We start from the raw sequence: 17058 nt of genomic DNA, 5'->3' as shown, positions 1-17058 counted from the left end.
ATTCCATGACTGCACTCCGTGCACAAAGCCCGAGGTCCGACCTGTCGATTATCGACGGTGAAGACTTCCAGCAACTGCTGGACGACATCCGTCGGCGCGCGCGCAGCGGTGAGTTCGACCAGCAAAAACACATCAGCCCCGACATCATCCAGCGCTTTCGCGAGCTGGGGGTGTACCGCGCCCTGGTGCCCAAGCGTTTTGGCGGTTACGAGTGTTCGCCGGCGCAGTTCTGCCAGATGGTCGAAGACATTGCCCACGCCGACGGCTCCGCCGGTTGGGTGGCGAGTTTTGGCATGAGCCTGGTGTACCTCTCGGCGTTGCCCCTGGCGAGTATCGAGCAGGTCTACGCCAGCGGCCCGGACGTGGTGTTCGCCGGGGGCATCTTCCCGCCGCAACCGGCCGCGTTTGTCGACGGCGGCCTGGAGGTCAACGGGCGCTGGAAGTTCTCCAGCGGCTGCATGGGCGCCTCGTTGATCGGTGTTGGCATCGCCCCGAAAAACGGCGACATGCTCGGCCTGCCACGCATGGCCGTGATGCCCCGGGACAAGGTGCGCATCGAGCAGACCTGGGACGTGACCGGCTTGATCGGCACCGGCAGCCACGACCTGGTGGTCGAGGGCGTGGTGGTGCCCGAGGAGTGGACTTTTGTGCGCGGCGGGCCGTCGAGCCTGACCGAACCGCTGTTTCGCTACCCGTCGCTGTCGTTCGCCACCCAGGTGTTGTCGGTGGTCGGGCTGGGCGTGGCGCGGGCTGCGCTGGATGAACTCAGTGGCATGGCCAACGGGCGCATTTCGGTGACCGGCGCGCCGTCCTTGTCCGACCGGCCCCTGGCCCAGGTGGAAGTGGCCAAGGCCGAGGCGGCCTTGCTCTCGGCCCGGGCCTGGTTCTACCAGGCCATCGACGACGCCTGGAGCAGCATCCTCGCCGGCGACCCGGTGTCGGTGGCGCAAACCAACCTGCTGCGCCTGTCGTCGACCCATGCTACCCGCGTGGCCGCCGATGTTGCGCGCACCGCGCAGATGCTCTCGGGGATGAGCGGGGTGTACCGCAGCAGCCCGCTGTCGCGCTTTGTCAACGATGCCCAGGTCATCACCCAGCACGCCTTTATGGGCGACATGACTTACCAAAGCGCCGGGGCGATTTTCTTCGGCAACAAGCCGTTGCCCGGCTATCTGTGACGTTCGATTTTCAAGAAAAAAGGTGACTGCAATGAGCGATACCAAAGCCTTGCGCGTGCTGTTTTGCATGGGCATCAACCAGAACTTCTTCGACGCCCCACGGGACGAGCAATTGCAGGTGTGGGCTGCGTTCAGCCAGATGTGGAATGGCATCCATGACCTGCCGGGCGTCACGGTGTTCGGCAACATGGACGATGACCAGAGCATGGTCGGCCCGTCCACCGGCTACCCCTGGACCACCTACCTGCTGGCGGACGTGCCGGACATTGCCAGCGTGCATGCGGCCTGCAACCTGTTTCGCAGCACCCCGGTGGGTGACGGCACCTACAAGCTGTGGAAGTACTGCAAGGTCGAGGCCCGCACCGGCCGCGAACTGATTATCCAGCGCTGAGGCCCGGCCATGAACGAACAGCTCCAAGCCCTGGCGCAACGCCTGGAAACCCTGGAAAGCGCCAACGCCGTACGGGCCTGCATGAACCGCTACATGCAGCTGTGCGACGACCTGGGCGCCCACTCGCCGCTGGATGAACTGGCCGACCTGTTCACCCCCAAGGCGATCTGGGAAGGCAAGGGCAGCACGTACCAGGAAGCCTTTGGCGGCTACCACGGGCGTGCCGCCATTCGCGGGATGTTTGCCACCTACATGGTCGAGCCCGCGCACTTTGCCCTCAACGTGCACTTCCTGACCAGCGAACAGATTGACGTTCGGGGCCAGCGGGCCAGCGGTGCCTGGGTGATGTTGCAGACCTCGACCTTTGCCAGTGGTGCGTCCCATCTGAACAGTGCGCGCCTGAGCGTGACCTTCGAGTGTGAAGACGGCCACTGGCGGATCGCCCATTTCCAGACCGAGAACCTGTTCAGCCGCCCCGTGAGCCTGTGGAACCACAGCGCCCGGTTGCCGGTGCCCCATAAGCCGGGTGAGTGAAACCCGCATTCAAGTGAGTCGGCCCGGCGGGTCGACGAGGAGACATCGTGAATAACCTGATTCAAGCCGTAAACCTTGACAGTTGCCCGTCCGAGCGCGTCCTGTCGGACCGTGTGCACACCTCGCTGTACACCGACGCCCAAGTCTTCGACCAGGAGCTGGAGAAGATTTTCTACAAGACCTGGATCTGGGTCGGCCACGTCAGCGAAATTCCCGACGCCGGCAGCTACAAGACCACCTATGTCGGCAAGCAGCCGGTGATTGTGGTGCGTGACCGCAAGCAGGCGATCCATGTGCTGCTCAACCGCTGCCGCCACCGCGCCGCCACGGTGTGCGAGCACAAGAAGGGCAAGACCAACAGCTTCGTCTGCCCCTACCACGGCTGGAGCTACGCCCTCGACGGTTCGCTGCGCGGCGTGCCGCACCCGGAGAGCTACGCCGACAGACTGGACAAGGGCGAGCACCCGCTGGTGAGCCTGCGGGTCGAACAATACGCCGGGATGATTTTCGCCACCTTCAACGATGCCATCGAACCGCTGGAGGACTTCCTCGGCGCGGCCAGGAAATGGATGGACCTGTTTATGAAACAGGGCGGTGGCTACCCGATCAAGGTTGCTGGCGAACACCGCTTTCGCTTCCCCGGCAACTGGAAAATCCAGCTGGAAAACACCACCGACGCCTACCACTTCCCGCTGGTGCACAAGTCGTTCCTGTCGTCGGTGGATAAGCAGACCGAAGAGATGCTCAATTTCGTCGGCGGCAGCGGCTACGTCGAAGACCTGGGCAACGGCCATAGCGTGATGGTGATGATCCCGGACCTGATCGACCTGGAAGCCAACCTTGAGTTGCCGATCCCGGCGCGGTTTGAGGAACTGGCCGGGCAACTGCGCGAAGAAGGGCATGACGAGCAGGCGGTGCGCCGCATCGTCCGCGCCGTGGGCGGTTCGGGGTTCAACCTCAATCTGTTCCCCAATATTGCGTGCTCGATGGCGTTCTTCCGGGTGCTGCAACCGATTGCCGTGGACGAGACCGAGATCCACCACGCGGTGATCACCATGGACGGCGGCCCGGCGGTGGCCAACCGTTACCGCTTGCGCCTGCATGAGCACTTCCAGGGCCCGATGGGGTTTGGCACGCCCGACGATTCCGAGGCGTGGGAGCGGGTGCAGAAGGGCGCCAGCGCGGGCACCGACCTGTGGGTCATGCTCAATCGCGGCCTGGCTGGCGAGCAGGCCAGCGCCGATGGCCTGGTCAGTGATGTCAGCGCCGAAACCGGCATGCGCGCCGGCTATCAGCAGTGGAAAAAAATGATGTCGGCCCAGGAGACCCAGTGATGATCAACCTACAACTGCTCAACCAGGCCAGTGCCTTTATCTGGCAAGAAGCGGACATGCTCGATCACGGTGAGTTCCAGGCATGGCTGGCGCTGTGGACCGAGGATGCCACCTACATCATCCCCATCGACCCCCTGGAAACCGACTTTGAAAACACCCTCAACTATGCGTATGACGACCATCACATGCGCCAGTTGCGGGTCACGCGCCTGACCAGTGGCGAGTCGATTTCCACCACGCCACGGGCGCGTACCGTGCGCACGCTGTCGCGGTTTCGCCTGCTGGCCGATGACGGCGCCACCGTCACTGTGCGCTGTGCGCAGAACCTGCGCGAATGCCGCAAGGATGTGCTCAAGCACTACACCGCCGATATCACGTTCGAGCTGCTGCGGGACGGCGACAGCTTCAAGATCCAGCGCAAGCTGATCCACCTGATCAACTCCACCGACACCCTCGCCGGTATCGGTTACATCCTGTGAGGGCGCCGGCATGACACAGATAGCCTTAGTGACCGGCGCCGCCCAGGGCCTGGGGTATGCCATCGCCGCCCAGTTGTACGCGGCGGGGTACGCGGTGGTGCTCAGCGACCTGTCCCAGGCGGCGGCAAACGCCTCGGCCCGGCGCCTGGACCCGAGCGGCGAGCGCGTGCTGGCGCTGCGTCTGGACGTGGGCTGCAAGGCCGACTTCGAGCAGGCGCTGGCGGCGACTGTCCAGCGTTTCGGCGCCCTGCATGTGTTGGTCAACAATGCGGCCATGACCCTGGCCACGCCGTTGATGCAGATCAGCCCCGAGGAGTTCGAGCGGGTCACCAACATCAATCAGCGCGGCACCTTTCTCGGATGCCAGGTGCTGGGGGCGTATCTGGCCGGCCAGGGTTATGGGCGGATTATCAATATGGCGTCCCTGGCCGGGCAGAACGGCGGGACCGCGACCGGTGGGCATTACGCGGCCTCCAAGGGCGCGATCATCACCCTGACCAAGATCTTTGCCAAGGAGCTGGCGGCGCGTGGGGTGACGGTCAATGCCATCGCCCCGGGGCCGATCGACTCGCCAGCGGTGCATGCGGTGGTCGCGCCCGAGCGCATGGAGCAATTGCTCGCAGCGATCCCGGTCAAGCGCCTGGGCAGCGCCGATTACATCGGCCGCCTGGTGGTGCAACTGGCGGAGCAGGATGCCTATTTCGTCACGGGGGCGACCTGGGACGTCAACGGCGGGCTGTTTATGCGCTGACGCGACAACGGGCCGACCGTGATCGGCCTTGGCCAATAATAACCAGCGGAACGAGCCGATATGAGCGTGCAAACATTATTGAAAGTGGTGGTGCAAAAGCGCCAGGAACAGGGCCAGGGGGTGGTGGTCCTCGACCTGGCCGACCCCGATGGCCAGGCCTTGCCGGCCTTCGAGGCCGGGGCCCATGTGGATATTCACCTGCAACCGGGCCTGATCCGCCAGTACTCGCTGTGTGGCGACCCGGCCAACCCCCAGGTCTACCGCCTGGGCGTCTTGAAAGATCCGGGCTCGCGCGGCGGCTCCGTGGCGGTGCATGAGCAATTGCTGGAAGGCCAGGTGGTACAGATCAGCGCGCCGCGCAACCTGTTTCCCCTGGCGGCCGATGCGCAACACTCGATCCTGATCGGCGGCGGCATCGGCATCACGCCCATGGTGGCCATGGCGTATGCCTTGCAGGCCCGGGGGCAGGCGTTCCAGCTGCACTATTGCGCGCGTTCGCGCAGCCTCTGCGGCTTTATCGACGAGCTGCAGCACGCGGCATTTGCCTCGCGGGTCCACACCCATTTCGATGACGAAGACCCGGGGCAGCGCCTTGATCTGCCCGTGGTGCTCGGGGTGCCCGGTGCGGGAGTGCATGTCTACGTGTGCGGGCCGGCCGGCTTCATGGATTGGGTGATCAGTGAGGCGGTCAAGGCCGGGCATGCCCAGGATCATATCCATCGTGAGTACTTCCAGGTCGAGGTCGATAGCAGCGGCCAGGGCTTTGAAGTGGTCGCCGCGCGCAGCGGCAAGCAGGTGCAGGTCCTGGAAGGCCAGAGCATCCTCGATGCCCTGGCCAGTGTCGGCATCAAGATCGAAATCTCCTGCGAGCAGGGGGTGTGCGGGACGTGCCTGTGCGATGTGCTGGAAGGTGAGCCCGACCATCGGGATGTCTACCTCACCGACGACGAAAAGGCCGCCAACGACCAGATCCTGGTGTGTTGCTCGCGGGCCAAATCGAAAAAACTGGTGCTGGACATCTGAATTGGCGGAGGGCAAGACCATGGTAGATACAACAGGTTTTCGCAACGCAATGGCACTGCTCGGCGGCGCCGTCTCGGTGATCACCACCGATGGCGCGGCCGGGCGCTTCGGCTTTACGGCGTCTGCGGTGTGCAGCGTCACGGACCAGCCGCCGACCCTGCTGGTGTGCATGAACCGGGCGTCGACATCCAATATCAACTTCAAGAGCAACGGCGTGTTGAGCGTCAACGTGCTGACGGCCGATCACCAGGCAATTTCCGGGGTGTTCGCCAGCCGCGAGATGAATACCGAGCAGCGTTTTGCCTGTGCCCAGTGGCTGACCCTGGAAAGTGGCGCGCCGATTCTGCAGGAAGCGCTGGTGAGTTTCGACTGCCGGATCGCCCAGGCCCACGAGGTGGGTTCCCATACGATTTTCTACTGTGAGGTGCTGGGTATCCGCAATGGCGAAAGCCAGGAAGGCCTGGTGTATTTCAACCGTGCCTATCATCGCCTGGGGGACGCATCGAAGGCCGCTTCCTGAGTGTTGCCAGGGTTCTTTAAAACAACAATAAGCGTGCCCCGCACGCATGCGTCTTTTTGCAGCCAGTGGTTATAAAAACAAGACTGCGGATTAACTGCCCCTTAGTGATCTGCCCCACTCAAATGTTTTGCGCGCATAGAAAGGAACCACCGATGCCTCTTGAAAATAGAATGGCCCGCGACTGCGTGTTCGTCGGCCTGCTGGGCTGCTTTACGCCGCTGTTTGCCCAGGCAGACTTTATCAACGACCGTCAAATCAGCCTGGGCCTGCGTAACTTTTACCTGGACCGGGACTTTCACCAGACCGATGCCCCCAAGTCCAGGGTCGGCAGTTGGTCCCAGGGGTTCGACTTCAAGGCCGCGTCCGGTTACACCGAAGGCCCCGTGCAGTTTGCCCTCGATCTCTACGGGCAGTACGCATACCGCCTGGACGGCGGCGGCGGGCGCGGGCCGGACTCGGTGATCCCCTACGACGACAGCCGTGGCGAACCGGTGCAGGACTATGGCCGCGCAGCATTCGCGGCGAAAGTCCGCTACTCGAAAACCGAACTTAAGCTCGGCGAACACCGCCCGACCTTGCCGGTGGCGTATTACGACGATACTCGGCAACTGGTGACCACGTTTAATGGAGTCAGTATCGAGTCCAAGGACATCGACAAGTGGACATTGACCGCCGGGCGCTTCAACCAGATCAGTTCGCGGGAGTCTTCCGACCGTGAAAAGATGTACCTGTTTAACGGCCCGGATATAAAACGCCGCAGCGACGGCCTGAACTTTGCCGGTGCCACGTATGCACTGACTCCACAGTTGGCCGCGACGTATTTCTACGGCCAGTTGGAAGATATCTACCAGCAGCAATACTTCGGCCTGAGCCATGACCTTGACCTGGGGGGCGGCTATGCGTTGAAAAGCGACCTGCGATACTTCGATAACCAGGAAGATGGCAAGGCGCTGTACGGCAAGATCGATAACCGCTCCTATGGCCTGATGAGCGCTTTGAAAAAAGGCGGCCATACCTTTGGCGTCGCCTACCAGCGCATGCTCGGTGAAAGTGGCTTCCCCACCCTCAACGGTTACGCGCCCCAGCCGTACCTGGTGAACTGGTCCGTGGTGTCCTACGTAAAGCCCAATGAAAGCTCCTGGTCGGTGAGTTATGACTACAACTTCGCGGCGATGGGCATCCCCGGGTTGAAGTTCAAGACCCGCTATTTTCGCGGAACAGGCATAGACCGCGGCAACAACGCCCTGGACCAGAACGTTGAAAGCGAACGCTGGCTGGGCCTTGGCTATGTGGTGCAGGACGGGACGTTCAAGAACCTGGGGCTGGAGTGGCGGCGTTACGACGTCAAGACCCGCTACGGCAATGGTCGCGCGGCGGGGCCGGACTATACGGAAACGCGCTTGATTACGACGTATGTGGTTAAGTTTTGAGGTGGCCTAAAGTCTTGCGATGGTCATGCTGAGTTGGCGCTAAGCCAAAAGAAAACCCCAGTCGTGATGGCTGGGGCTTTTTGCTTGGTTTTATATCTGTTCTATCACAACGAATTTAAATGGGAAACCAACTTTTCTTGCTATCAGTATGTCGCCCTCCACAAATACATTTATTGTTTCATTGCTGGTCGAAATATCGACGATTTTTCGTGTTGTCTTGTCTGGGAACTGAACAGTGTTTCCGATCTTGAATGCCGCTAAATTCTCAGGAGTATTGTGCAGGTAAAATCCTGGCCACTTTCTTGCAATGCCTTTTATCCAATTAGAGTCGGTGACATAAAATGACAGGTCTTCCTTTGCGCATTCAATCTTGTTGATTGCTGCGGATACCTTGTCTTTAGGGAGTGTCGCGAACCAGCCTGCCGGGTATAACGAAACAGAGACGTTACCCTCAGTATCTGCTGGCTGTCGTGAGGCCGAGCAGAGTTGATCTTGGAAGGTTACAGTTCCAGCGAATTGCATCCTTGCGGCTTCACCCTCAAACAACCAAGCGACATTGGCTGTATACAGCGCAGTGAAAGAGACCAGCGTTACTGTGCCTGCAATGCGAGCCGTCCTGCTTGCGCGCAAAGCTGAACCAGCGAGCACCAGGAGCGAGAAGATAACAATAATGTTCAGCCCCATAAAATACCGGTCGGGAAATGTACCGGTGTACCCACCTAGAACCTCTGTCAGACTTTTGCGCATATATACTGTAAAGAATGCGTATATGAAATAAGCTATTGCGCACATTGATATAAGTGTTTTGACTTCTCTCGATTTTTCCTTTGCCAGTAGTACCCCGAGCAAGGTGATAAGCGCCAGGGAGAGCGTTACAACAATTGTGTCGGAGAGTTGGTTGTAAAAAGGAAAGGCCAGCGGGTAAATGAAGGCTCTCGCGAGGCTCACTTCGATTAGGCTTTCGAGTCTAAAGCTACCAATCACACCTTTGGCTGGGGAGGCCGTTATCCTGAAAAAAATCAGTGCGCCAATGACGAGGCAGCCAAATAAGACAGCTCCGTATTTTTTAACGAATTTTTTGAAGTCGCGATCAAGCAAAGTGAAAGTGGAGAGCGCGAGAGTCAGTATCAAACACACTGGATTTGTAGCGGCACATAGTAGCAATATCGTATCGATGAGTGGAGTTGCAGCGGCCTTCCTGCTTTTTATGAATATCAACAAGGTGGTAATGAAGACGAAGTAGTAGCCGATATTGGATATTTTTCCGAATATCTCGCCCGAAGAATCCCCCAGGGGAATCAGCAGAGTGGCTAGAAAAACAATCCATCGAATGACTTCTGGAATTAGACCCTTGGTGACGTAATAGCAGAGGACACTTACTGACGAGTAAAAAAAATACGACCAAAAAGAAAGTGCTTCAGGGTAACAAACTAGTTTGTCGCCACAGAAAATATCAGATGTTAATGTCGCCAAATAAATGAATAGTAGGTTTCCCCACACGAAGTAGTCTGGTTTAGCGTTAACTATGGCATACCACCAGCCTTTACTCATGGCATGTCCCAACCAAACGCCATCCTCGGTGTAGGTAAAGGAGTTGGTCAGGGGCTCGAGGTTCCTGAGCGTTAGAATCGCTCCTGCAAGAATGAGCATGGCAATCACCCCAAGGGCCAACCCCGCCCGGGTGTTGGAAAAGAACTCTCTGTAGCGGACGTGCATTCGCGGCTCCATGTTATAGGTATTTTCCTGTGTTCATTTGAACAGGGTGTCAAAATGACATCGCTCGAGATTCTACTAGCGAATGCTGGTATGTGTCAGGGTAGAAAAGGTGATTTGGCGGGGTATTTGTTCAGTTGGGCACTGAAATCAGGAACTTTTTTGAAGAAGGTCTGTCGCGGCTGTGCGAAGGGGGGGCTTTGGAGGTGGGGGGCAAATCCCAGACAAAGAAAAGCCCGCGATGGGGAGTGCGGGCTTAAAGGGTTTCACTAGGAGCTGGGATCACCCTAGGCCCCCGACTGTGAAAGGGATGTGAAAGCGCGAAGCGATCTTTTTGCACAAACCTTATCCGCTTTAAGGTTGGGAATCGTACTGGTGGAGTATGCCATCATGTCTTGGGTGCAGCCCTTTGCGCGAATGAGGCAGTGGGGTATTTGATTGCCAGTTGTTCAACCGAGTGATGAGTCCATGGCCGACCGCCAATCCCCCCTGATCGAGGCCAAGGCCCTGCTGCGACTGGACGAGCGTCACCAGGCGGCGTTGCTGCAACCGACCGATTTCCAGCTGTACCCTGGCGACCGCGTCGCAATCACCGGCGCCTCCGGCTCGGGTAAAAGTGTCCTGCTCAGGGTCCTTGCCCTGCTGGATGCGCCCACGTCGGGGCAGGTCCTGTGGCACAACCAGGCCATCGCTCATGCGCGGATTCCGACCTATCGCAGCCGCGTCTGCTACCTCTCCCAACGGCCTGCGCTGCTCGAGGGCACGGTGGAGGACAATCTGCGCTTTCCTTACTCGCTCGCCACCTGGCGCCACTTGACGTTTGATCGGCAGAAGGTCTGCGCATTGCTGGCCCATGGCAGAAAGGCGCCGGACTTCCTGTCGAAAAACGCCGGGGATTTGTCGGGCGGCGAAGCCCAGGTGCTGGCGCTGATTCGCACGCTGCAGTCAGACCCGGATGTGTTGCTGCTGGACGAACCGACTGCAGCCCTCGATCCCGCATCGTCCAGTGAAGTCGAAGCCTTGATCCGCGCCTGGTTTGACAGCAGTAGCGCCCATGCCTATATCTGGGTGTCACATGATCATGAACAGGCCCGGCGGATGAGCACGCGGCAGTTGCACATGGACGCCGGGGTCTTGAGCGCGGTGGGCCAGGCATGAATTACCAGAATCTCAGCGCCACCGACCTGGCAATCTCCGCCTCACTGATCCTGATCAATGGTGCGTTGTCCCTGCTGTTAAGGCTGGGCCTGGGGCGCGAGCTGATCTGGGCCGCCATCCGCACGGTGGTGCAATTGTTGGCGATTGGTTATCTGCTGGGCTGGGTCTTCGCGTTTGCCTACTGGTACGTGGTGCTGCCGCTGATGTGCCTGATGACGCTGATCGCCGGCCTGTCGGCGGCCGGCCGGGGCAAGCGCACCTACAAGGGCCAGAGGGTCGATAGCATCGTGTCGGTGTGGGGCAGTTCCTGGCTGGTCACGGCATTGGGGTTGTTTGCGATTATTCGCATCCACCCCTGGTACGAGCCGCAGTATGCCATCCCCATCCTCGGGATGATCCTTGGCAACACCCTGACCGGTGTGTCCCTGGGCATCGAGCGCATGACCCAGGAACTGACCACCGGGCGCAACAGCCTCGAGATGATCCTGGCCCTGGGCGGCTCACGCTGGGAAGCCGCCCAGGGCGCGATCCGCCAGGCGGTGAGGGCCGGCATGATCCCGACGCTCAACCAGATGACGGTGGTGGGCATCGTCAGCCTGCCGGGCATGATGACCGGCCAGGTGCTGGCCGGCGAAAGCCCGCAGGACGCGGTGCGTTATCAGATCGTGATCATGTTCCTGATTGCCGCATCGTCGGCATTGGGCACGGTGGGGGCGGTGCTGCTGACCTACCGGCGGCTGTTTTGCGCGGACCATCGCTTCTTGAGGTATCGCCTGGAGGAACGCTTGGGGTAGCCTTGTTTCCTACAGACAACAAGGAGTCGTCATGCAACGAAGAACCCTCAACCCCCCGACAGTCTTCAACTCCCTGCAATACGGTTTCAGCCAGGCCATGGAAGTGCGCGAGGGCCGGCGTATCCTGCTGTCCGGCCAGGTGGGGGTGGACGCTGACGAGCGCACCGTCGGCCCCGGCATCGCCGAGCAGACCGCCACTGCCCTGGACAATATCGCCAAGGTTCTGGCGGCAGCCGAAGGCGAGCTGTCCCATGTGATCATGCTGCGCCTGTATATCGTCGAGTCCGCCCGCGACCAGCAGGAACCCATCGCCGCCGCGTTGCGCGAGCGCTTCCCGGAAAACCCGCCGCCGTCGTCGTGGATCATTGTCAGCGGCCTGTCGCTGCCCGAGTGGTTGATCGAGATCGAGGCGGAGGCGCTGATCCCGGGGTGATCAGTAGCGCATCATCACCGACTTGAGCTCGGTGTAGTCCTCGATAAACGCGCTGCCAAACTCCCGGCCAATGCCCGAGGACTGGTTGCCGCCGAATGGCACGGCCGGGTCGAGCAGGGTGTGCATATTCACCCACACCGTGCCGGCATTGATCGCCGGGACCATGCGCAGCGCCTTGCCCAGGTCGTTGGTCCACAGGCTGGCGCTGAGGCCGCCAGGGGTGTGGTTCATCAACGCCAGCAACTCGTCCTCGTCGTCGTAGGGCAGGAAGGTGGCGATGGGGCCGAAGGTTTCCTCGGTGAGCAGTGTGTCGTTGATGCTGTTGGCGAGAATGATCGTGGGTTGCACATAGCAGCCGGGCCGCTCCATCGGCTGGCCGCCATGGATGATCGTGTTGTGTTCGGCGCGGGCGGTGGCAAAAAAACCTTCCAGCTTCAACTGGTGCTGGCGATGGGTGACCGGGCCGAACTCGGTGCGCTCATCCAGCGGCGAGCCGATGTTCAGCCGGCTCAAGCGCTGGGCCAGGGCTTCCATGACCGGGTTGATCTGCGAGCGGTGGACGAAGAAACGCTCGGCCGCCGCACAGATCTGCCCCGAGTGCAGGAAGCCCGCTTCGATCATGCCGTTGACGGCGGTTTCCAGCTTCACATCGCGCAGGAACGCCGCCGCGTTTTTGCCCCCCAGCTCCAGGGTTGCGCGGGTCAGGCCGGCGCCCATGGCCGCACTGCCCACTGCAAGGCCGGTGGGCACCGAGCCGGTGAAGGACACCTTGTCGGTGCCGGGGTGTTCGATCAGCCCCTTGCCCACCTGGCCGCCACCGGTCAGCACGTTCAGCACGCCAGCAGGCAGGCCGGCTTGCACCGCCAGTTCGGCAATGCGCAGCAGGGTCAGCGGCGTGAATTCGCTGGGCTTGATGATGATGCTGCACCCGGTCACCAGGGCCGAGGCGAGTTTCCAGATGGCGATCATGGTGGAGAAATTCCACGGCACGATGCCCACCACCACGCCGACCGGTTCGCGCAGGGTGAAGGCGGTGTAGCGTTCGCCGGCAAACGAGGGCAGCGACGGGGTGAGGGTCTGGCCACTGATCTTGGTTGCCCAGCCCGCGTAATAACGCAAAAAATGCACGGCCTGGTCCACTTCAAAGGCGCGGGAAATCTGGATGAGCTTGCCCGACTGGCAAGTTTCGATCTGTGCCAGTTCCTCGCGGTGGCGTTCCAGCAGGTCGGCGAGTTTGAGCAGCACCTGACCACGGATCGCCGGGGCGGTTCGCGACCACTGTTTGAAGCCCAGCCTGGCGGAGGCCACGGCCAGCTCGATATCACTGGCTTGCGCGTCGGCGACCGTGGCGATGACCTGGCCGGTGGCGGGGTTGATCACCTCCAGGGTCTGGCTGGCCTGGCTGGGGATGTAGCCACCGTCGATAAACAGGCCGTGGTCTCGACGCAGGAAGGCTTCGACCTGGGGTAGCAGCGCGATATCGCTCATGGGGTGTGCCTGATCAAAAAGGAAAACCCGAGGCTAACCAATGCTGCGGGCTAACGCTTGACTGTGCCTGCCGGGGCGTATGTCTGTGGCTGCCATGCCCCTGTGGGAGCGGGCAGCCACGTCTTAGAACGGCACCGCCACCACCAACTGGCTATACACATTGGTGCCATTGCCACCCACCTGGTTGCCGCCCGTCTCCTGGTCTTTGTCGGGGCGGTACAGGCCAATCAATGGCGTGAGGATCAGGTGCTCATTCACCGCCCATTCGGCATACAGGTCCAGCTCGCGGCCATCCAGGTCGAGCATGTTGCGTTTGCTCACGGTCTGGTAGTCGAAGAACAGCGCGCCGAGGGTCAGGTTGTCCAGTGGCTTGAGTTTGAACGCCACATGCTGCACCGCCGTGTTGCTGTTGTAGGGGCCGGCGTAGTTGCCCGCCACTTCGCCCTGGACCCAGGTGCCAAAGCCTCGATTGAAGCCGGCGAACAGGGCGTCCCAGTTTTTCGAGTAGCGTGCATAGCGGTAGGTCAGGTCCGGCGACCAGGGCTGGTCGGCGAAGGTATAGCCCGCCTCGGCGTACCAGGCTTTTTCCGGGCCGGGGTCCTTGTCCTGCCAGGCGTATTCAAACGAGAAGTGCGCGTTGTCGATCCCGGCATTGCCGCTGCCGCGCAGGCTGTAGAGGTTCATGCCCCGGCGTTGCTTTTGCAGGTCGTTGGCAAAGCGCTGATCCACATCGATGCCGTGCAGGTAGGTCAAGCCCAGGGTGCCTGGCGCGGCGCTGTATTCCAGGGTGCCGATGGCCATTTCGGTCAGGGCCTGGGCGCGGTTGTCGGATTCGATCCACATCAGGCTGCCATGCAGGCCGTCCTTGCCGCCCAGGCGCATCACGGCCGCCTTGTCGAAGGCATGCCGCGCGGCGATGTAATAGGCGCCGCCACGGTCGAACTCGCCGTCGGCCACGCCATTGCCCAGGTTCGGGCCGTCGTCGTTGACGATAAAACCGTCGCCCACGGTGATGATCTGGCGCCCGTACGACAGGTCCAGGCCATCCTTGCCCAGCGCCGGTAAAAGGTCCCCCGAGCGCCAGCCGGCAAAGGCTTCGTCGAACGTGGTGGTGCGCTCGCTGCCGTCGGTCACGTGGGAGGCATCGCCATCGCCCCAGGTGCCGGAACTCACCAGGTTGGCGGTGCCATACACACTGCCCGGGCTACCCAGGGTCTGCTCGATGCTCAAGCCATACTTGATAAAGCCTTCGCGCCAGGTCGAACCGCCCGGGCTGCCCTCGTAGTTCTTGCGGCTATTGAACAGGCCGTATACAGCCAGGAAGTTGCCGGTGATGGTGGTGTCGTCGTCGGTATACAGTTCGATTGCCTGGGCCGCAGGGTGGCCAAGCCACAATGCAAGAGCCAGGCCGGCAGCCGGGCGCAGGTGGCGGGTTTTGAGTGTGTGCTCCATTGTTATAGTCCCCCAGGGGTTAAGTTGAGGGCGCATTAGGGCGAGCGTCGGCGGCGCAAGTCTTTCACCTGCGTGCCAGGCAATTGACCCTGGCCGCCAAGCCGCAAGCCCTGGCAGGCAGCAACAAAACCGGCGGCAGCCAGGGGCAAGACGCTCCGGTTGGGCGGGTGCACAGTGCAAACACTTCTAAAAAATCCCTTGCGAGGATCTGCACCATGTCGAGCAATGACAGACTTACCGCGCACCTGAACCGGGGCACGGTGGGTTTCCCCACCGCGTTGGCCAGCACCATTGGCCTGATCATGGCCAGCCCGGTGATTCTCACCGCGACCATGGGCTTTGGCATTGGCGGCAGCGCGTTTGCGCTGGCCATGCTGCTCGCCGTGGTGATGATGCTGGCCCAGGCCACGACCTTCGCCGAGGCCGCCTCGATACTGCCCACCACCGGCTCGGTGTACGACTACATCAATTGCGGCCTGGGGCGTTTTTTTGCGATCACTGGCACCTTGTCGGCCTATTTGATCGTGCATGTGTTTGCCGGCACCGCCGAAACCATCCTGGCCGGGGTCATGGCCCTGGTGAACTTTGAACACCTCAATACCCTGGCCGAATCCGCCGGTGGCTCCTGGTTGCTGGGGGTGGGCTTTGTGCTGGTGTTCGGTGTGCTCAACGTGTTTGGCGTCAGCGCCTTTGGCCGCGCCGAGATCATCCTCACCTTCGGTATGTGGACCACCTTGATGGTGTTTGGCGTGCTGGGCCTGATCGCCGCCCCGGCGGTGCAACTGGACGGCTGGTTTGGCGAATCCCTGGTGGGCAGCGACCTGGTGACGGTGCTGTCCCTGGTGGGCATGGCGATGTTTATGTTTGTCGGCTGCGAGTTCGTCACCCCGCTGGCCCCGGACTTGCGCCAGTCGGCCAAGGTCATGCCACGGGCGATGATGCTCGGCCTGATGGGCGTGGCGACGTGCATGTTCATCTACGGCGCGGCCATGAAGCGCCAGGTGGAAAACGTGGTGCTGGACGCAGCCAGCGGCGTGCATCTGCTGGACACACCCATGGCCATTCCACGCTTTGCCGAGCAGGTGATGGGGCAGATCGGGCCGCTGTGGCTGGGCATCGGCTTTCTGTTTGCCGGCGCCGCCACCATCAACACGCTGATGGCCGGTGTGCCACGCATTCTGTATGGCATGGCGGTGGACGGTGCATTGCCCAAGGTCTTCACTTACCTGCACCCACGCTTCAAGACCCCGGTGCTGTGTATCCTGCTGGCGATGCTGATTCCCTGCCTGCACGCGCTGTACCTGGGCGGCAACACCGACACCATCATGCACCTGGTGCTGGCGGCGGTGTGTGCCTGGAGTTTCGCTTACCTGCTGGTCACCCTCTCGGTGGTGATCCTGCGCATTCGCCGCCCCGATTTGCCACGGGCCTACCGCTCGCCGTGGTTCCCGCTGCCGCAGCTGCTGTCCAGCGTCGGCATCCTGTTGGGCATGTGGTTTATCACGCCACCGGGGATGAACCCGGCGGATATCTACATCCCGTTCGGCGTGATGCTGGGCAGTACTGCGGTGTATGCGCTGTTCTGGACCCTGGTGGTACAGAAGGTCAATCCATTCACGCCGGCGTCGGTAGAAGACGTGCTGGCCAAGGAGTTTGCCAATGAACCGGGTCACACTCACCACGGCTATAGCGGCCCTGCGGCAAAAGCTGTCTGAAGGCTTCAGCGCACAACGCGCACCGGCGGGATATCAGCCGGGGCGCACCCTGGGGCAATTGCAGCGCAACCTGGGACTGGCGCGTTTCGAGCAGGTGTCGCCGACCTTGGCGCGGGCAGACCTGGAGGACGACAGCCTGCACTTGGAGATCCGCGAGCGCACCGAATCGCAGCTGCTGATGCACCTGGTCATGACCGAGTTCAGTTTGTGCCTGCCCGCCTCGACAGAGGGCGCGGCGCGCTTTGCATTGCACCATGGCGGGGCCATCCGCCGGACCGGCATCCGTTGCCGGCAACGCTCGGGCGAGGGCGCATTGCTGGGGCTGCTGCAGGCGCGCCTGGAACAGGACAGCGCCTTGCAAGCGGCGTTGATGCCCCTGGATTTCAAGCGCCTGCATATCGAGCTGCACGCCCGGCAATGGCACATCCGCCTGGAACATATGGGCGGCAGCGAGGTGGTCAATCGCCTGCCGGCCTTTCGGCGCTACATCGCCTTGAGCCGTGAACAGCGGGATGCGCTGCTGGCTGCGCTGGCCGGCTTGCAGCGCGTAGTGGGCGGGCTCTGACTGGCATCATTCGTGCAATCACCATGGCGGACAGGTACTGGTTGCGCGCATATAGATAACATGTTAACTATTGCCCGACAAAAACAATAAGCCATTGTGG

The 17058-nt window shown here is 61.2% G+C and carries 17 protein-coding genes; 14 read left to right on the top strand and 3 right to left on the bottom strand.

The annotated features are described in order from the left end of the window. Nucleotides 1-5: 5 nt before the first annotated feature. From AO268_RS09510 to AO268_RS09470, 9 genes are all read left to right on the top strand, one after another. Entirely contained in the window at nt 6-1178 is a 1173-nt protein-coding gene (locus AO268_RS09510; RefSeq protein ID WP_099168530.1) for an acyl-CoA dehydrogenase family protein, read from the top strand. A gap of 31 nt (nt 1179-1209) precedes the next feature. Further along, nucleotides 1210-1569 (top strand): IacB protein, encoded by a 360-nt coding sequence (locus AO268_RS09505; RefSeq protein ID WP_099168529.1) that lies wholly within the window; start codon nt 1210-1212, stop codon nt 1567-1569. A 9-nt stretch (nt 1570-1578) separates the two neighbouring features. Next, the gene (locus AO268_RS09500; RefSeq protein ID WP_099168528.1) at nt 1579-2103 is read left to right on the top strand and encodes a nuclear transport factor 2 family protein; all 525 of its coding nucleotides are present in this window, start codon (nt 1579-1581) and stop codon (nt 2101-2103) included. 47 nt (nt 2104-2150) lie between these two features. Continuing rightward, nucleotides 2151-3437, top strand: a complete 1287-nt coding sequence (locus AO268_RS09495; protein ID WP_076961384.1) for an aromatic ring-hydroxylating oxygenase subunit alpha — start codon at nt 2151-2153, stop codon at nt 3435-3437. 2 nt (nt 3438-3439) lie between these two features. Further along, nucleotides 3440-3916: an aromatic-ring-hydroxylating dioxygenase subunit beta gene (locus AO268_RS09490; protein ID WP_099168550.1), complete on the top strand. Its 477-nt coding sequence runs from the start codon at nt 3440-3442 to the stop codon at nt 3914-3916. Between the two features lie 10 nt (nt 3917-3926). Beyond that, entirely contained in the window at nt 3927-4667 is a 741-nt protein-coding gene (locus AO268_RS09485; RefSeq protein ID WP_099168527.1) for an SDR family NAD(P)-dependent oxidoreductase, read from the top strand. 60 nt (nt 4668-4727) lie between these two features. Continuing rightward, nucleotides 4728-5690: a PDR/VanB family oxidoreductase gene (locus AO268_RS09480; RefSeq protein ID WP_099168526.1), complete on the top strand. Its 963-nt coding sequence runs from the start codon at nt 4728-4730 to the stop codon at nt 5688-5690. Between the two features lie 19 nt (nt 5691-5709). Continuing rightward, on the top strand, nt 5710-6210 hold the full coding sequence (locus AO268_RS09475; RefSeq protein WP_099168549.1) for a flavin reductase: 501 nt from the start codon (nt 5710-5712) through the stop codon (nt 6208-6210). A gap of 170 nt (nt 6211-6380) precedes the next feature. After that, complete coding sequence (locus AO268_RS09470) at nt 6381-7640, top strand: OprD family porin (RefSeq protein ID WP_257154360.1); 1260 nt, start codon at nt 6381-6383, stop codon at nt 7638-7640. Between the two features lie 90 nt (nt 7641-7730). On the opposite strand, the gene AO268_RS09465 is transcribed toward AO268_RS09470, so the two are convergent. Further along, nucleotides 7731-9356, bottom strand: coding sequence for a hypothetical protein (locus tag AO268_RS09465; RefSeq protein WP_099168524.1), 1626 nt, complete (start codon nt 9354-9356; stop codon nt 7731-7733). A gap of 465 nt (nt 9357-9821) precedes the next feature. Here AO268_RS09465 and AO268_RS09460 point away from each other — a divergent pair, with 465 nt between their 5' ends. Genes AO268_RS09460 through AO268_RS09450 form a run of 3 tightly spaced genes read left to right on the top strand, consistent with a single transcriptional unit; the run spans nt 9822 to nt 11738 of the window. Continuing rightward, nucleotides 9822-10511 carry an ABC transporter ATP-binding protein gene (locus AO268_RS09460; protein ID WP_076961389.1) on the top strand — a complete coding sequence of 230 codons (690 nt, stop codon included), beginning with the start codon at nt 9822-9824 and terminating at the stop codon, nt 10509-10511. After that, nucleotides 10508-11305 carry an ABC transporter permease gene (locus AO268_RS09455; protein ID WP_099168523.1) on the top strand — a complete coding sequence of 266 codons (798 nt, stop codon included), beginning with the start codon at nt 10508-10510 and terminating at the stop codon, nt 11303-11305. Before AO268_RS09460 ends, AO268_RS09455 begins: the two co-directional genes overlap by 4 nt. Nucleotides 11306-11336: 31 nt before the next feature. Next, nucleotides 11337-11738 carry a RidA family protein gene (locus tag AO268_RS09450; RefSeq protein WP_076961391.1) on the top strand — a complete coding sequence of 134 codons (402 nt, stop codon included), beginning with the start codon at nt 11337-11339 and terminating at the stop codon, nt 11736-11738. On the opposite strand, the gene AO268_RS09445 is transcribed toward AO268_RS09450, so the two are convergent. Together AO268_RS09445 and AO268_RS09440 are read right to left on the bottom strand one after the other, a co-directional pair. Then, on the bottom strand, nt 11739-13226 hold the full coding sequence (locus AO268_RS09445; protein WP_099168522.1) for an aldehyde dehydrogenase family protein: 1488 nt from the start codon (nt 13224-13226) through the stop codon (nt 11739-11741). Between the two features lie 123 nt (nt 13227-13349). Next, entirely contained in the window at nt 13350-14678 is a 1329-nt protein-coding gene (locus AO268_RS09440; RefSeq protein ID WP_099168521.1) for a hypothetical protein, read from the bottom strand. A 215-nt stretch (nt 14679-14893) separates the two neighbouring features. Between AO268_RS09440 and AO268_RS09430 the strand changes: the two genes are divergently transcribed. Both AO268_RS09430 and AO268_RS09425 read left to right on the top strand, forming a co-directional pair. Next, complete coding sequence (locus AO268_RS09430) at nt 14894-16393, top strand: APC family permease (protein ID WP_099168520.1); 1500 nt, start codon at nt 14894-14896, stop codon at nt 16391-16393. Continuing rightward, complete coding sequence (locus AO268_RS09425; protein ID WP_099168519.1) at nt 16338-16958, top strand: DUF3156 family protein; 621 nt, start codon at nt 16338-16340, stop codon at nt 16956-16958. Before AO268_RS09430 ends, AO268_RS09425 begins: the two co-directional genes overlap by 56 nt. Nucleotides 16959-17058 lie beyond the last annotated feature (100 nt).

The organism is Pseudomonas sp. ICMP 8385 (assembly GCF_002699915.1).
Lineage (GTDB): Bacteria > Pseudomonadota > Gammaproteobacteria > Pseudomonadales > Pseudomonadaceae > Aquipseudomonas > Aquipseudomonas gessardii.
The sequence above is the reverse complement of the archived record's forward strand: the minus strand, read 5'-3'. Positions and strand labels throughout refer to the sequence as shown.

Coding starts and splice junctions, on each gene's coding strand:
- AO268_RS09510 (WP_099168530.1), top strand. CDS start 6: ATGACTGCACTCCGTGCACAAAGCCCGAGGTCCGACCTGTCGATTATC.
- AO268_RS09505 (WP_099168529.1), top strand. CDS start 1,210: ATGAGCGATACCAAAGCCTTGCGCGTGCTGTTTTGCATGGGCATCAAC.
- AO268_RS09500 (WP_099168528.1), top strand. CDS start 1,579: ATGAACGAACAGCTCCAAGCCCTGGCGCAACGCCTGGAAACCCTGGAA.
- AO268_RS09485 (WP_099168527.1), top strand. CDS start 3,927: ATGACACAGATAGCCTTAGTGACCGGCGCCGCCCAGGGCCTGGGGTAT.
- AO268_RS09480 (WP_099168526.1), top strand. CDS start 4,728: ATGAGCGTGCAAACATTATTGAAAGTGGTGGTGCAAAAGCGCCAGGAA.
- AO268_RS09475 (WP_099168549.1), top strand. CDS start 5,710: ATGGTAGATACAACAGGTTTTCGCAACGCAATGGCACTGCTCGGCGGC.
- AO268_RS09470 (WP_257154360.1), top strand. CDS start 6,381: ATGGCCCGCGACTGCGTGTTCGTCGGCCTGCTGGGCTGCTTTACGCCG.
- AO268_RS09465 (WP_099168524.1), bottom strand. CDS start 9,356: ATGCACGTCCGCTACAGAGAGTTCTTTTCCAACACCCGGGCGGGGTTG.
- AO268_RS09460 (WP_076961389.1), top strand. CDS start 9,822: ATGGCCGACCGCCAATCCCCCCTGATCGAGGCCAAGGCCCTGCTGCGA.
- AO268_RS09455 (WP_099168523.1), top strand. CDS start 10,508: ATGAATTACCAGAATCTCAGCGCCACCGACCTGGCAATCTCCGCCTCA.
- AO268_RS09450 (WP_076961391.1), top strand. CDS start 11,337: ATGCAACGAAGAACCCTCAACCCCCCGACAGTCTTCAACTCCCTGCAA.
- AO268_RS09445 (WP_099168522.1), bottom strand. CDS start 13,226: ATGAGCGATATCGCGCTGCTACCCCAGGTCGAAGCCTTCCTGCGTCGA.
- AO268_RS09440 (WP_099168521.1), bottom strand. CDS start 14,678: ATGGAGCACACACTCAAAACCCGCCACCTGCGCCCGGCTGCCGGCCTG.
- AO268_RS09430 (WP_099168520.1), top strand. CDS start 14,894: ATGTCGAGCAATGACAGACTTACCGCGCACCTGAACCGGGGCACGGTG.
- AO268_RS09425 (WP_099168519.1), top strand. CDS start 16,338: ATGAACCGGGTCACACTCACCACGGCTATAGCGGCCCTGCGGCAAAAG.